At 66.8% G+C, this 12,695-nt stretch carries 12 protein-coding genes; 8 read left to right on the forward strand and 4 right to left on the reverse strand.

The genetic code is table 11. The features are described 5' to 3' along the window. The first annotated feature begins 33 nt into the window (after nt 1-33). The gene (locus QTH91_RS04900) at nt 34-492 is read left to right on the forward strand and encodes a hypothetical protein (RefSeq protein ID WP_286658894.1); all 459 of its coding nucleotides are present in this window, start codon (nt 34-36) and stop codon (nt 490-492) included. A gap of 120 nt (nt 493-612) precedes the next feature. Beyond that, nucleotides 613-1,722 carry a BMP family ABC transporter substrate-binding protein gene (locus tag QTH91_RS04905; protein ID WP_286658895.1) on the forward strand — a complete coding sequence of 370 codons (1,110 nt, stop codon included), beginning with the start codon at nt 613-615 and terminating at the stop codon, nt 1,720-1,722. A gap of 16 nt (nt 1,723-1,738) precedes the next feature. Here QTH91_RS04905 and QTH91_RS04910 read toward each other — a convergent pair whose 3' ends face one another. Further along, entirely contained in the window at nt 1,739-2,917 is a 1,179-nt protein-coding gene (locus QTH91_RS04910) for a glycosyltransferase family 4 protein (protein WP_286658896.1), read from the reverse strand. 109 nt (nt 2,918-3,026) lie between these two features. Here QTH91_RS04910 and guaD point away from each other — a divergent pair, with 109 nt between their 5' ends. The 4 genes from guaD to QTH91_RS04930 all read left to right on the forward strand — a co-directional run bounded on the left by guaD (nt 3,027) and on the right by QTH91_RS04930 (nt 7,546). Further along, complete coding sequence (gene guaD / locus QTH91_RS04915; protein WP_286659620.1) at nt 3,027-4,316, forward strand: guanine deaminase; 1,290 nt, start codon at nt 3,027-3,029, stop codon at nt 4,314-4,316. A 79-nt stretch (nt 4,317-4,395) separates the two neighbouring features. Continuing rightward, a complete protein-coding gene (dcd, locus tag QTH91_RS04920) occupies nt 4,396-4,962 on the forward strand; it encodes a dCTP deaminase (protein ID WP_286658897.1) in 567 nt (188 codons plus the stop codon). A 113-nt stretch (nt 4,963-5,075) separates the two neighbouring features. Continuing rightward, the gene (gene ypfJ / locus QTH91_RS04925; protein WP_286658898.1) at nt 5,076-5,948 is read left to right on the forward strand and encodes a KPN_02809 family neutral zinc metallopeptidase; all 873 of its coding nucleotides are present in this window, start codon (nt 5,076-5,078) and stop codon (nt 5,946-5,948) included. Between the two features lie 134 nt (nt 5,949-6,082). Beyond that, a complete protein-coding gene (locus QTH91_RS04930; protein ID WP_286658899.1) occupies nt 6,083-7,546 on the forward strand; it encodes a DEAD/DEAH box helicase in 1,464 nt (487 codons plus the stop codon). Nucleotides 7,547-7,577: 31 nt separating this feature from the next. On the opposite strand, the gene QTH91_RS04935 is transcribed toward QTH91_RS04930, so the two are convergent. Further along, nucleotides 7,578-8,426 (reverse strand): symmetrical bis(5'-nucleosyl)-tetraphosphatase, encoded by an 849-nt coding sequence (locus QTH91_RS04935; RefSeq protein ID WP_286658900.1) that lies wholly within the window; start codon nt 8,424-8,426, stop codon nt 7,578-7,580. A gap of 109 nt (nt 8,427-8,535) precedes the next feature. On the opposite strand from QTH91_RS04935, the gene QTH91_RS04940 reads away from it, so the two are divergent. Next, on the forward strand, nt 8,536-9,849 hold the full coding sequence (locus QTH91_RS04940; RefSeq protein WP_286658901.1) for a hemolysin family protein: 1,314 nt from the start codon (nt 8,536-8,538) through the stop codon (nt 9,847-9,849). A 124-nt stretch (nt 9,850-9,973) separates the two neighbouring features. Further along, on the forward strand, nt 9,974-10,246 hold the full coding sequence (locus QTH91_RS04945; RefSeq protein ID WP_286658902.1) for a hypothetical protein: 273 nt from the start codon (nt 9,974-9,976) through the stop codon (nt 10,244-10,246). A gap of 18 nt (nt 10,247-10,264) precedes the next feature. Here the strand turns inward: QTH91_RS04945 and QTH91_RS04950 are convergent, their stop codons facing one another. After that, nucleotides 10,265-10,780, reverse strand: a complete 516-nt coding sequence (locus QTH91_RS04950) for a thermonuclease family protein (RefSeq protein ID WP_286658903.1) — start codon at nt 10,778-10,780, stop codon at nt 10,265-10,267. 25 nt (nt 10,781-10,805) lie between these two features. Next, entirely contained in the window at nt 10,806-12,656 is a 1,851-nt protein-coding gene (locus QTH91_RS04955; RefSeq protein ID WP_286658904.1) for an IlvD/Edd family dehydratase, read from the reverse strand. Nucleotides 12,657-12,695 lie beyond the last annotated feature (39 nt).

A 12,695-nucleotide genomic window follows, 5' to 3' on the forward strand; every position in this document is an offset into this window, starting at 1 on the left:
GGGCCCTTCACCGAAAGTAGGAAGAAAGGCCTCATGCTCGTCCTCGACCCTTCCTCACAGGTCCAAGCCGTACGGCATGCGCTGGCCAGCGGCGGTCCGCGAGCGGCGCTGGCGCTCCTCAACGACCGCACCAACTACCGGTTCTCGGCGCTCTATCGGCGCCGGGGCGAACTGATGCATGCCGTGCATGCCTACGACCGGACCAGCGAATACCGCACCTGGCTGGTGGCCGTGCCACTCGACCGAAGCTTCTGCCAGTACGCCATGCGACAGGGCGAGTTCATGACCCGCCACGCCTCCGCCGACGGCCGACTCACGCAACGGCCCTACAGCGGCATGATCGAGTCCTACTTCGGCCGAGTCCTGCGCGGCTCCGATGGCACGCCATGGGGCACCTTCATCCACTTCGACCTGGAACCGCGCGAGATCGACGACGCGGAAGTCAACTTCCTGCGCGACGTGATCCCGATGTTCGCGCCGCACCTCGACTGAGCGGCAGGCGCGCCGCCTACAATATCGCCCCGGCGCTGCCGCCCCGCAGCGCCGTATTCATTTGTCCGCCCTTCCTTGTCTGTGCTCAAGGAATCCATTGGGGCCATGTAGAGGAACACCATGTACAAAAACCTCGTGCGGCGTCGTGCCGTGCTTCGCCGTGGGCTAGCGCTCGGCGGCCTTTCGCTTCTGCCGATCCGTCATGTGCTGGCCGCCACCAGCACCCCGCTGAAGATCGGCTTTGTCTATGTCACGCCCGTCACCGATGCCGGCTGGGTTCACCAGCACGAACTGGGGCGCCAGGCCGTTCAGGCGGCGTTGGGTGACAAGGTGCAGACCCGCTTCGTGGAGAACGTGGCCGAGGGTCCGGATGCCGAGCGGGTGATCCGCGACTTGGCCAGGGATGGCTGCGGACTCATCTTCACCCCCAGCTTTGGCTACATGGAGCCCACCCTGAAGGTGGCGCGCGATTTCCCGGACGTGAAGTTCGAGTCCATCACCGGCTACAAGACCGCACCCAATGTCGCGACGGCCAATGCGCGCTACTACGAAGGCCGCTATCTGGCTGGCGTCGCAGCCGGCCGCATGACGCGCACCCATCAGGCCGGTTATGTGGCCGGCCTGCCGATTCCAGAAGTTCTGCAGGGCATCAATGCGTTCGCGCTCGGCATGCGCTCGGTCGACCCGAAGGCGCACGTGCGAGTGGTCTGGCTGGACGAATGGTTCAACCCGCCGCGCGAGCGTGATGCGGCGATGACGCTGATGGACCAGGGTGTGGACGTCCTGGCCTTCCACACCGGGTCCAGCGCCGTGATGGCGGCCGCGCAGGAGCGCGGCAAGCTGGCGGTGGCCTATCACTCCGACATGCGCAAGGTTGCGCCCGACGCGCAGATCGTCGCGGTGCAGCATCTCTGGGGCGACTACTACACGCGCCGCGCCCGCGCCGTCCTGGATGGCACCTGGAAGAGCGCCAGCCTGTGGGGTGGCGTCAAGGAAGGGATGATCCGGGTCGGTGACTTCGGCACCAAGGTCCCGAAGTCGGTGCAAGAAGAGCTTCTGGCCCGTCAGGGCGACATGGCCCAGGGAAGGCTGCAGCCGTTTCGAGCCGGGAGCGCCGACATCCGCGACAACGCCGGCAAGGTCCGTATTGCGGCAGGCCAGGCACTGGACGACGCGCAGATCCTGCAGATCGACTGGCTCGCCGAAGGCGTTCAGGGCCGCGTGCGCTGAGCCAGCCGCCGCTGGATCAATGTCGGCTGGCGGCGTGCAGGCGGTCTTCGGGCGAGCCCTTTGCGCTGGCATGCGCTGCCAGCACGCCCCGATACAGGTCAAGGTAACGGGCTGCCATGCGCGCGGCCGTGTATTGGGCCGCGTTTTCCAGGCCGCGCTCCCGCATCCGCGCCAGTCGTGAGGCCGAGTCCATGATGCTTCGGGCGATGGCATCCGGGTCGTGCGGGTCGATGTACTCGGCTGCGTCGCCGCCGATGTCGTTCATGGGTGCCAGATCGGACGCGAACACGGGGCAGCCGCTGGCCTGCGCCTCGATGATGGGCCAGCCGAAGCCCTCCTGCAGCGAGGGAAAGAGCAGGGCGGTGGCGCCACAGTAAAGCGCACGCAACCTGTCGTGAGGCACGTCACGCAGCACGTGGATGCGCTTGGCGGCGTCGGGATGCTGCGCCGCGAGCGCGATCATTTCCTGTGTCAAGGCAGAGCCGACGAAGACAAGCGAGCGCACCGGTGCCGCGTCGCCGCCCTCCTGCTGGATGGTGAGGAAGGCCTTCAACACCGCCATGCGGTTCTTGCGTGGATGCTCGTGGCCGACGTGGAGCAGGTAGGCCTCGTCGGGCGACACGCCAAGACCGGTCAGGCTCTCGCGGATCCGATCGGGTGGCAGGGGGCCGAATTCATTGTTCAGCCCCAGCGGCACCAGCGAGAGCCGTTCGGGCTGTGCCAGGTTCAGGGCCAGCACGTCGTTGCGCGTCGATTCGGAAACGCACGCCACCCGCTCGGCGTGGCCAATGCCGTTGGCGATCAGGCGCTGGAAGATGCGGCCTGTCCATCCCGTGTGCCAATCGGTCACCAGGCCGCGGGCGGCACGGATGGCGATCACGTCGTGGCAGGTCAGCACCGTGGGGTGCCCTGCCAGGCGCGGCAGATACATCGCGTTCGAATGGTCGCAGACGTGCACCACATCGGCCCATCGGGCGTCGGCGCCCAGCGTGGGTGGGAAGAACACGAACTTGTCGACATAGCCGGCCCACTTGCGCAGCGGCCGGGGCATGGGCAGGCGCGTGGCCAGCGGCGGAGGCACCCGCACGCGCACTTCGCAGCCCAGGCGCGGCAACTCGCGTTCGAGCATTCCGGTGAACGCCACCATGCTCTTCTGGTCGTCGGGCGCGTAGTTGCCGATCAGCAGGACCTTCATCCCCGGGAATTATCCGGTCGCGAGCGCGCAAGGGCACGTTGTATGGGTGGTATATGGCCACGCGCATTGCAAAGCGTGGCGCATGAACTACGCTCGCCGGACCATGACGATGAACGCCTACCGCGCGGCGCTGCTGCGATTCGACGAGGCCAATGGCCAGCCCCTGTACGAAACCGACGGCCTGCTGGTGGTGGGGCCGGACGCCACGGGCCGCCAGGTGGTGCAGGCCGCGGGCGCGTGGAACGACCTGAAGACCCGATATGCGCAGGTGCCGGTGGAGCACCTGCCGGGCAAGATCCTGGCGCCGGGTTTCGTCGACATGCACGTGCACTATCCGCAGACCGACATCATCGGCGCGCCCGCCGATGGCCTGCTGCCCTGGCTGGAGAACTACACCTTCCCGGCGGAAAGCCGCTTTGCCGACCCCGCGCATGCCGCTGGCGTGGCCAGCTTCTTCCTCGACGAACTGCTGCGCAACGGCGTGACCACCGCACTCACATTCGCGACCTCGCATCCGGCGTCGGTGGACGCGTTCTTCGGTGAGGCCCAGCGGCGCAAGATGCGCATGATCACCGGCAAGGTGCTGCAGGACCGCCATTCGCCCGACGGCGTGCGCGACGACACCGAGCAGAGCCTGCTCGACACGGAGGCCCTGATCCGCCGCTGGCACGGTGTCGATCGCCTGGGCTACGCCATCACGCCCAGATTCGCACCCACGAGCACCGACCGCCAGCTCGGTGGCGCCGGCGAGATCGCCCAGGCCTACCCAGACACCTGGATCCATTCCCACGTCTCCGAGAACAAGGATGAGATCAAGTGGGCGCGCGAGCTGTTCCCGAATGCCAGGTCGTACCTGGACGTGTACCGGGGCTTCCACCTCATGCGCGAGCGGGCCGTGTATGCCCACTGCATTCACTTCGATGACGACGATCGTGCCTTGATGCGCGAGACGGGCGCAGCCACCGCCGTCAGCCCGACCAGCAACCTCTTCCTGGGCAGCGGCTTCTTCGATTTCGAGGGTGCTCAGCGGGTGGGGTACCACCATGGTCTGGCCAGCGACGTGGGGGGCGGCACCAGCTTCAGCCCCTTTCACACCATGCTGGCGGCCTACTACGTCGGACGCGAGGGCCAGACCAAGCCGGGCTTGAGCCTGGCGCCGTCGCAACTCTGGTGGCGCCACACCGGCGCGGCCGCGCAGGCGCTGGGCCTGGGTGGCGTGATCGGCAACTTGCAGCCCGGCTGCGAAGCCGACTTCCTGGTGCTCGATCCTGCCGCCACGCCGCTGCTGGCTCGCAAGACCGCGCTGGCGGGCAGCCTGGAAGAGATGTTGTTCGCCCTCATCGTCCTGGGCGACGACCGCGTGGTCGAGCGCGCCGTGGTGGGCCAGGCTGGCGCCTGAGGCCCGCAAGGGGCGCCGTGCCACCTCGTCGGGCCCGCCTTCGCCCCACTAGAATGGCGACCCCCAGCAAGGACGCGCAATGAGCATCAAGAGTGACAAGTGGATCCGGCGCATGGCCGAGAAGAACGGCATGATCGAGCCCTTCGAGCCGGGGCAGGTGCGCGAGGTGGACGGTCAGCGCATCATCAGCTATGGCACCTCGAGCTACGGCTACGACATTCGCTGCGCGCCCGAATTCAAGGTCTTCACGAACATCCACAGCACCGTGGTCGATCCGAAGAACTTCGACGAGAAGAGCTTCGTGGACATGCACGGTGACCATTGCATCATTCCGCCCAACAGCTTCGCGCTGGCGCGCACGGTCGAGTACTTCCGCATCCCGCGCAACGTGCTCACCATCTGCCTGGGCAAGAGCACGTATGCCCGCTGCGGCATCATCGTCAACGTCACGCCCTTCGAGCCCGAATGGGAAGGCTACGTGACGCTGGAGTTCTCCAACACCACGCCGCTGCCGGCCAAGATCTACGCTGGCGAGGGCTGTGCGCAGGTGCTGTTCTTCGAAAGTGACGAGGTCTGCGAAACGAGCTACAAGGATCGCGGCGGAAAGTACCAGGGCCAGCGCGGCGTGACGCTGCCCAAGGCCTGAGCGCAGTCGGCGCCGTTCCAGGCGCCACCTGACGGCATCGCCGCTGACAACATCGGTGGCGCGGCGGCATTAGCATTCGGCTCGCGCCAATGAGGCGCAACGCGGAGACCGACATGAGATGGGAAGGCAACGAGGGATCGGACAACGTTGAAGACCGCCGTGGCCAAGGTGGGCGCGGGGGCTTCATCGGCGGACGCGGCATCGGCTTGGGCACGGTTGTGGTGGCCGTGCTGGCAGGCTGGATCTTCGGCATCAACCCCCTGACCATCCTGGGCCTGTTGGGTGGTGGCGGCGGCCCCGCGCCACAGGTGCAGCAAGGCCCGGCACCGCCGCCCCCGGCCGAGGACCGCGAGGCCCAATTCGTCTCGGTTGTGCTGCGAAATACCGAGGAAGTGTGGAGCGGCGTCTTTCGGCAGGCAGGCGCGACCTATCAAGCGCCCAGGCTGGTGCTGTTTCGCGGCTACACGCAGACGGCCTGCGGCGCCGGTCAGTCGGCCATGGGGCCGTTCTACTGCCCAGGCGACAAGAAGGTCTACATCGACCTGAGCTTCTTCGACACCCTATCCCGTCAACTGGGCGCGCCCGGTGAATTCGCCCGTGCCTACGTCATCGCCCACGAGGTCGGCCACCACGTGCAGGACGAGCTGGGCATCACGGGCAAGGTCGATCAGGCCCGCAGCCGCATGAGTCAGGCGCAGGCCAACGCAATGAGCGTGCGAGTCGAACTGCAGGCCGATTGCTTCGCCGGCATCTGGGCCCATCATTCGCAACAGTCCAAGCAGTGGCTGGACGCGGGCGACATCGAGGCAGCGATGAATGCAGCCCAGAAGATCGGTGACGACGCGCTGCAGCGCTCCGCCGGACGGGCTGTCGTTCCCGACAGCTTCACCCACGGCACCAGCGCGCAGCGCCAGCGCTGGTTCGGCAACGGGTTCCGAAGCGGGCGCGTCCAGGATTGCGATACGTTCGCGGCCAAGGCCCTCTAGCCGCCGTACGTCGCCGCGGCCCGATTCGCGGTCGTCCCTAAGCCCGGGCACGAACCGCCATGAATCCCGCCAAACAGGCGGGATTTCGCGCTGTCACGAGCGTTTTTCATGAGGATGCGACAATAGAGGGCTTCATGACCGCATCTTTCTCCAATCTTTCGCTGGCCGAACCGCTGGCGCGCGCCGTAGCCGAAATGGGCTACGAAACCATGACACCCATCCAGGAGCAGGCCATTCCGGTGGTCCTGACGGGACGGGACGTGATGGGGGCCGCCCAGACCGGTACCGGCAAGACGGCCGCATTCTCGCTGCCGTTGCTTCAGCGCATGCTCAAGCACGAAAACCCTTCGACCTCGCCGGCGCGGCATCCCGTGCGGGCTCTGGTGCTCCTGCCGACGCGCGAACTGGCGGTCCAGGTGGCCCAGCAGGTGGAGCTCTACGCCAAGTACACGCAGTTGCGCAGTGCTGTGGTTTTCGGCGGCATGGACATGAAGCCGCAGACGGCGGAACTCAAGAAGGGCGTCGAAGTCCTGGTCGCCACGCCCGGGCGCCTGCTCGATCACATCGAAGCGAAGAACGCGGTGCTCAACCAGGTCGAATACGTCGTGCTCGACGAGGCAGACCGCATGCTGGACATCGGCTTCCTGCCGGATCTGCAGCGCATCCTGAGCTACCTGCCCAAGCAACGCACCACCTTGCTCTTCTCGGCCACCTTTTCGCCGGAGATCAAACGCCTCGCGTCGAGCTACCTGCAGGACCCAGTCACCATCGAGGTGGCGCGTCCGAACCAGACGGCATCCACCGTGGAGCAGCGCTTCTACAGCGTGCCGGATGACGACAAGCGCCGTGCGCTCAAGCAACTGATCCGCGAACGCGGTATCACCCAGGCTTTCGTCTTCGTCAACAGCAAGCTCGGTTGTGCGCGCCTGGCCCGCTCGCTGGAACGCGAGGGCCTTCGTGCCACCGCGCTGCATGGCGACAAGAGCCAGGAGGAGCGCCTGAAGGCGCTCAATGCCTTCAAGGCCGGCGAAGTCGACCTGCTGGTGTGCACCGACGTGGCCGCGCGCGGCCTGGACATCAAGGACGTGCCGGCGGTCTTCAATTTCGACGTGCCGTTCAACGCCGAGGACTACGTTCACCGCATCGGCCGTACCGGCCGCGCTGGCGCCTCGGGCCTGGCCATGAGCTTTGCAGGCGGCGGCAACGACACCCGCCTGGTCGCCGACATCGAGAAGCTCATCAAGATGAAGATCGAGCTCGAGCCGATCGAGTTCGAGGAAGATCGCCCGCGCGGTCGCATCAACGACGGCCGTCGCCATTGGCGCGAAGAGGGCGAGGCGGGCGATGCGCGCGACGTGCTCGACATGCCGCGCGAACGCGCCCCTGAAGGGCGCCGTGCGCCCCGTCCGTACCGCCCGGCGGCCGCTCCGCGCGATCCGTTCTTCGACAAGCCCTACGAGGCTGGTCAGGACAGCGAGAACCCGCCAGCCTGGGAGGCCGCTGCGCGCAGCGCTTCGCCGGCGCAGCGCAATATGTCCACCAACATCCGCGCCAAGCGCAAGGTCGCGGCGCTGTTCAAGGCAACCCCCACGCCTTGACCAGCACCCGGGGCAGCCGGCTGGCGCGGCTTCAGCCTGGCCTCTGGGACTGCTCGCACTTCACTTGGATCAATTCCCGCTCGGCCAGGGTACTGCCGATGCGTGCGGCGCTCAGGCATCCACCCCAGACGCAGCCGGTATCCAGTGAAATCAGGTCCGGCCTGGACTTCCAGCCCAGCGTGGACCAGTGACCGAAAGCGACGACGGTGCCGGCTTCGTGCGTACGACGCCCGGGCACGTCGAACCAGGGCATGTATCCCTTCGGCGGATCCGCGGCGCCGTCCTTGGTCTCGAACTCCATCCGTCCGTCCTCGGTGCAAAACCGCATGCGCGTGAGCGCGTTGACGATGAACCGAAGTCGCGCCGGGCCTTCCAGGGCATCGTCCCAGCGTGCGGGTTCGTTGCCGTACATCTCATTCAGGAAGTCGGCGTAGTGGCTGCTGCGCAGCACCCGTTCGAGCTCGCCGGCATGGCGCATGGTGTCGTCGACCGTCCACTGCGGCGGCACGCCGGCATGCACCATCAGAAGGTCATGTCCGCCGATCGTCCGGCGAAGGGCCATTGCCTGGTGGCGCAGCCAGTCCAGAACTGCGTCCCGATCGGGCAGGTGGAGGATTTCGCCGAGCGTATCCCGCTTGCCGGCCGAGCGGGCGCCGTTGGCCACGCCGAGCAGATGGAGGTCGTGGTTGCCCAGCAGGCATTGGGCGCTGGCGCCCAGTGCGTGCAGCCGGCGCAGCACGGCAGCCGATTCGGGGCCGCGGTTGACCAGGTCGCCGAGCACCACCAGCGTGTCGCGGCTGGGCGAGAAGTCGATGCGTTCGAGCAGGCGCCCCAGCGGAGCGTCGCAGCCTTGTATATCGCCGATCAAGTAAAGTGGCATGTTCGTCATTTTCCCTCGGAGTTCATGAAGCCCCCGCCTTCGTTCTTGCGCCCCATCCCGTTGGACAGGCACGCGCGGCCTTGCCTTGCGTCGGACGGGGTCGCTTGACATGGATGTCGTCTTACTGGCCCTGCTGACGACCTGCAACGCGTTGTTCGCGATGTCCGAAATGGCCTTGTCGACCGCGCGGCGCGCCCGGCTCGCGGCCTTGGCTGAAACAGGCGATGCTGGCGCGAGCGCTGCGCTGCGCCTGATGGAGGACCCGACCCGGTTCCTGTCCACCGTGCAGATCGGCATCACCTCGATCGGCATGCTCAGCGGCATCGTCGGTGAGGCGGCGTTTGCCGGCCCGCTGGCGATCTGGCTGCAAGCTCACGGCATGGGCGAGGGCGCCTCCAGCATCGTCTCGACCGGTGTGGTCGTGGCCTTCATCACGTTCTTCACCATCCTGGTGGGCGAACTGGTGCCCAAGCGCATCGGACAGCTCTATCCCGAGATCGTGGCGCGCTGGGTCTCGCGCCCGATGGCGGGTCTCGCCAAGGCGGCGCGGCCCTTCGTGCTGCTGCTGTCGGGTTCGACAGCGGCGTTGCTCAAGCTGCTGCGTATCGATTCGACCGGCTCGCGCGCGGTCACCGAGGAAGAAATCTCCGCCAGCCTCGAAGAAGGCGTGGATGCCGGCGTGATCGAACAGCACGAGCACCAGATGGTGCGCAACGTGTTCCACCTGGACGATCGACGCCTGACGTCGCTCATGATCCCGCGTGCCGACATCGAGTGGATGGACGGCAGCCTGAGCGTTGCCGAATGCCTGGACAAGGTGGCACGCGCCGCAGAACTGGGGCTCGTGCATTCCTGGTATCCGGTCTGCCGTGGTTCGCTGGACGACGTCGTCGGTGTGATCAGCGTGGCACGCCTGCTGCAGTTGGGCCGTTCGTACGATCGTCCGCTGTCCACCGCCGCCCAGCCCGCTTCCTTCGTGCCGGAAACGCTCACCGGCATGGAACTGCTGGAGCAATACCGCGTGCGTGCCGGCCGGCTGGTGTTCGTGGTCGACGAGTACGGCGTGGTGCAGGGCCTGATGACGCCGCGAGACCTGCTCGAAGCCATCACCGGGGAGCTGCAGCCAGGCCTGCAGGAGGACGCGTGGGCCACGGCCAAGCCCGACGGCAGCTGGGAGCTCGACGGCCTCATGCCCGTGTCGGAACTGCGCGCGCGGCTGAACATCCGCAGCCTGCCCGACGAAGACAGGGGCCGCTACAACACCCTGGCCGGCCTGCTGCTCTCGGTGTCGGGCGAATTGCCCGGAGTGGGCGAGGTCATCGAGGCGGCCGACTGGCGCTTCCAGGTGCTGGCGCTGGACGGACGCCGCATCGACCGCGTGCTGGCGAAGCCCATCGATTCCGAAATGCATTCGGGCGGCTGACAAACCGGCCTACCACCCACGGCCGAAGGCCCTCACGGCTTTTCAAACTCATTGCCATTGGTTCGTCTGGCCTACATGGGCGCGCTTCGCGTTGGGCGAAGCCGGGTTTTCGAAGGATGTCGCCGTGAGCCAGGATCACCAAATCGCCTTGATGGTCGACGAGCCCATCCCGGGCCATTTCTACTGGATGCTGCTGCGTCATGAAGACGCCGAGCATCACCCGCAGGTGGTGGATTGCGCGCCGGGGCCGCTGCCCGGATACGCGCCGGCCATGATGGCGGGTATTGCCGCGCTGCAGCGCCGCGTGGACGCAAAGGCCGAAGGCGGCGGCGTGCCGGTCGTCGCGGCCTTCATAGCGCCCGCCGACGAGCAACGCGGGCGGCCGCGTCACCACTGAGGCGCCGAAGATGTCGCGTCAGCGGCTGCGACCGTAGACGGAGGGATGAAACTGCCGCCAAAGCCACGGCGGCACCGCGTCGCTGTCGCTCCACAGCCCCGCTTGACGGGCCTGCGCCTCTTGCTGCGAATGCGCATAGGCACTGCGCATCTCGGGGGGCTGGGTGTGCGCGAATCGTTCGTCCCACCAAGCCAGTCCGACGGTGAGCATGGCGTGGCCGGCGTCGAGCGTCTGCGGGCAGACCTTGGCGTCGTCGCCATCCCGGCAATGGCTGGGCGCAACCCAGACGCGGCAGACGCGGCGGCCGTAGCGATCGTCCCGCGTCTGGCATTCCAGCCGCGCGGGCCGTTCGAGCGCGAGGTCCGCCAGCTTTTGCCGCGAGCGCCGGCCGAAGGGCTGGCGGTACTCGGGCGCGTCGATGCCGGCGAGCCGCACCGTCTGAACCTCCGCCTCCGAGTCGCAGCGCGCCTTGAGGGTGTCGCCGTCCGAGACGGCAATGACGACACAGAAGAGCGCAGCAGCGAAAACGGACATGCAGGAAGCGAACGCGACGACAGGGTCAGTGATTGTCGCGCGGCAGGCCCATCGTCTCGTTGACGCGCTGGTACTTCACCGCCGGCTTGAGCACCATGCCGTTGGAGAGTTCGTCCACCATGCCGCGCTGGATCTCCTGCCAGGGCGTCTGGCTGGGCGGGTAGGCATAGCCGCCGGCCTTTTCCAGTTCGGTACGGCGGCGTGCGAGTTCCTCATCGGGCACCAGCATGTTGGCGCTGCGCTTCTTCAGGTCGAAGCGCACGCGGTCGCCGGTCTTGAGCAGTGCCAGGCCGCCGCCGGTGGCGGCTTCGGGCGAGGCGTTGAGAATGGACGGCGAGCCCGATGTGCCCGACTGCCGGCCATCACCGATGCAGGGCAGGGCAGTGATGCCCTTCTTGAGCAGGTAGGCCGGCGGACGCATGTTCACCACCTCGGCCGCACCGGGATAGCCGATGGGGCCGACGCCGCGCATGAAGAGCACGCAATGCGCATCGATCTTGAGCTTGGGATCGTCGATGCGCTTGTGATAGTCCTCCGGCCCGTCGAACACCACCGCGCGGCCTTCGAAGGCCATGGGGTCGGCCGGATTCTCGAGGTAGCGCTGGCGGAATTCGGGCGTGATCACGCTCGTCTTCATGATGGCCGAGTCGAACAGGTTGCCGCTGAAGTTGAGGAAGCCGGCGTCTTTCTTGAGCGGCTTGTTGTAGGGCAGGATGACCTTGCGGTCGCTCGCGAAATGCCCTTCGCAGTTCTCGATGAGCGTCTTTCCGTTGACGGTGAGGGCGGGCTGGATCTTGCCCTTGGCCACCAGTTCGGCAACGACCGCGGGCACGCCACCGGCGCGGTAGAAATCCTCGCCCAGGTATTCGCCGGCCGGCTGCAGGTTGACCAGCAGGGGCACCTTGTAGCCGAGCTTTTCCCAATCGGCGTTGGACAGCGGCACGCCGATGTGGCGGGCGATGGCATTGAGGTGAATGGGCGCGTTGGTCGATCCGCCGATGGCGGAGTTGACGATGATGGCGTTCTCGAAGGCCGCACGCGTCAGGATGTCGGACGGCTTGAGGTTCTCGCGCACCATCTCGACGATGCGCTTGCCCGTCATGTAGGCCATCTCCTGGCGGTCGCGATAGGGCGCGGGGATGGCGGCGCTGCCTGGCAGCGTCATGCCCAGCGCTTCGGCCAGCGCGTTCATGGTGCTGGCCGTCCCCATCGTGTTGCAGTGGCCGGTCGATGGCGCCGAAGAGGCCACCAGCTTCAGAAAGCCTTCGTAGCCGATCTCGCCGGCCGCCATCATCTCGCGCGCCCGCCACACGATCGTGCCCGAGCCGGTCCGCTGGCCTTCGTACCAGCCATTGAGCATCGGCCCTGAATTGAGCGCGATGGCCGGAATGTCGACCGTGGCCGCGGCCATGATCTGCGCCGGCGTGGTCTTGTCGCAGCCGGTGGTCAGCACCACGCCGTCGATCGGGTAGCCATAGAGCACCTCCACCAGCGAGAGGTACTGAAGGTTGCGGTCCAGCGAGGCGGTGGGGCGCTTGCAGGTCTCCTGGATGGGGTGCAGCGGAAACTCGAAGGCGATGCCGCCGGCGTCGCGGATGCCTTCGCGCATGCGCTCGGCCAGCACCAGGTGGTGCCGGTTGCAGGGTGCGATGTCGGAACCCGATTGCGCAATCCCGATGATCGGCCGGCCCGATTGCAGTTCTTCCAGGCCCAGGCCGAAGTTCATCGTGCGCTCGATGTAGAGCGCGGTCATGTCGGCATTGGCCGGATTGTCGAACCAGGCTTGGGAGCGAAAGCGCTGGCCGGCCTTGGCGCTCTTGCTCTTCTTCCCGGCTGCATTGGCGGGCCGTGACTTGGTGCTGGCGGTTTTCTTCATGGCGGTCGGATGTCTTGGGCGGTTTGGGGCGTGCTTTGG

It is taken from the genome of Variovorax dokdonensis (assembly GCF_030316895.1).
GTDB classification, from domain to species: Bacteria; Pseudomonadota; Gammaproteobacteria; order Burkholderiales; family Burkholderiaceae_C; genus Variovorax; species Variovorax dokdonensis.

What these genes read in the sequence shown, in the direction of transcription:
- guaD (WP_286659620.1), top strand. Translation starts at nt 3,027, where the DNA reads ATGAACGCCTACCGCGCGGCGCTGCTGCGATTCGACGAGGCCAATGGC.
- QTH91_RS04940 (WP_286658901.1), top strand. Translation starts at nt 8,536, where the DNA reads ATGGATGTCGTCTTACTGGCCCTGCTGACGACCTGCAACGCGTTGTTC.
- QTH91_RS04930 (WP_286658899.1), top strand. Translation starts at nt 6,083, where the DNA reads ATGACCGCATCTTTCTCCAATCTTTCGCTGGCCGAACCGCTGGCGCGC.
- QTH91_RS04905 (WP_286658895.1), top strand. Translation starts at nt 613, where the DNA reads ATGTACAAAAACCTCGTGCGGCGTCGTGCCGTGCTTCGCCGTGGGCTA.
- dcd (WP_286658897.1), top strand. Translation starts at nt 4,396, where the DNA reads ATGAGCATCAAGAGTGACAAGTGGATCCGGCGCATGGCCGAGAAGAAC.
- QTH91_RS04935 (WP_286658900.1), bottom strand. Translation starts at nt 8,426, where the DNA reads ATGCCACTTTACTTGATCGGCGATATACAAGGCTGCGACGCTCCGCTG.
- ypfJ (WP_286658898.1), top strand. Translation starts at nt 5,076, where the DNA reads ATGAGATGGGAAGGCAACGAGGGATCGGACAACGTTGAAGACCGCCGT.
- QTH91_RS04910 (WP_286658896.1), bottom strand. Translation starts at nt 2,917, where the DNA reads ATGAAGGTCCTGCTGATCGGCAACTACGCGCCCGACGACCAGAAGAGC.
- QTH91_RS04955 (WP_286658904.1), bottom strand. Translation starts at nt 12,656, where the DNA reads ATGAAGAAAACCGCCAGCACCAAGTCACGGCCCGCCAATGCAGCCGGG.
- QTH91_RS04900 (WP_286658894.1), top strand. Translation starts at nt 34, where the DNA reads ATGCTCGTCCTCGACCCTTCCTCACAGGTCCAAGCCGTACGGCATGCG.
- QTH91_RS04950 (WP_286658903.1), bottom strand. Translation starts at nt 10,780, where the DNA reads ATGTCCGTTTTCGCTGCTGCGCTCTTCTGTGTCGTCATTGCCGTCTCG.